This window comes from Kitasatospora sp. NPDC005748 (genome assembly GCF_040630735.1).
Taxonomy (GTDB): Bacteria; Actinomycetota; Actinomycetes; order Streptomycetales; family Streptomycetaceae; genus Kitasatospora.
The window spans coordinates 1-1055 of the sequence record NZ_JBEXYD010000164.1 but is presented as its reverse complement, the minus strand read 5'-3'; the positions used below and the strand labels follow the sequence as shown (position 1 = coordinate 1055).

Genomic DNA, 1055 nt, shown 5'->3' with positions numbered 1-1055 from the left:
TGCACCACATCCACCCGCTCCAACGACGGAGCACCGGGCACACCACGCACCACATCGAGCAGATCCCAGTCGACGAACGGCCCCAACGCCTCCGCGCACTCAGCCAACCGCCCCGCGAACACCGGCGACTCCGCCAACAGCTCCACACCCATCCCGACCCACTGCGAACCCTGACCCGGGAACACGAACACCACGCCGGAGGCGTCCAGCGGATCGGCCGTACCCTCCACCAGCGCGGGCGACGGCTCGCCCGAAGCCAGCGCACGGACGCCCGCCAGCGCCTGGGCCCGGTCCCCCGCGACGACGACGGCCCGGCGCTCCAGCCGCGCACGCCCCGAGGCCAGCGAACAGGCCACATCCGACACACCCAGGTCGTCCCGCGCCTCCCACCAGTCGGCCAACCGCGCGCCCTGCGCGCGCAACGCCGGCCCACCCCGCGCGGAGACGACCAGCGGCACCACCCCCGGCCCCGACGACGCGGCCGACGGCTCCTCCACCGGCGCCTGCTCCAGCACCACATGCGCGTTGGTCCCGCTGATCCCGAAGGAGGAGACAGCCGCCCGACGCGGCCGCTCCACCGAAGAACCCCACTCCCGGGCCTCCGACAGCAACTCCACCGACCCCGCGTCCCAGTCCACTTCCGGCGAGGGCTGGTCGGCGTGCAGCGTCCTCGGCAGCACACCCGCCCGCATCGCCGACACCATCTTGATCACACCCGCCACACCCGCCGCCGCCTGCGGATGCCCGATGTTGGACTTGACCGACCCGAGGTACAACGGCCGCTCCGCCGGGCGGTCCTGGCCGTAGGTGGCGAGCAGCGCGTGGGCCTCGATCGGGTCGCCGAGGCGGGTCCCCGTGCCATGGGCCTCCACCACGTCCACATCCCGCGCGGACAGTCCGGCGTTCGCCAGCGCCTGCCGGATCACCCGCTGCTGCGAAGGGCCGTTCGGCGCCGTCAGGCCGTTCGACGCACCGTCCTGGTTCACCGCACTGCCCCGCACCACCGCCAGCACCGGATGCCCGTTGCGCACCGCGTCCGAAAGCCGCTCCACCAA

The 1055-nt window shown here is 73.6% G+C and carries 1 protein-coding gene; it reads right to left on the bottom strand.

Annotated features, from left to right (window positions below; genetic code table 11):
• A partial coding sequence (locus tag ABZ495_RS37090; protein WP_359840400.1) for an acyltransferase domain-containing protein occupies positions 1 to 1055 on the bottom strand: 1055 nt, incomplete at both ends.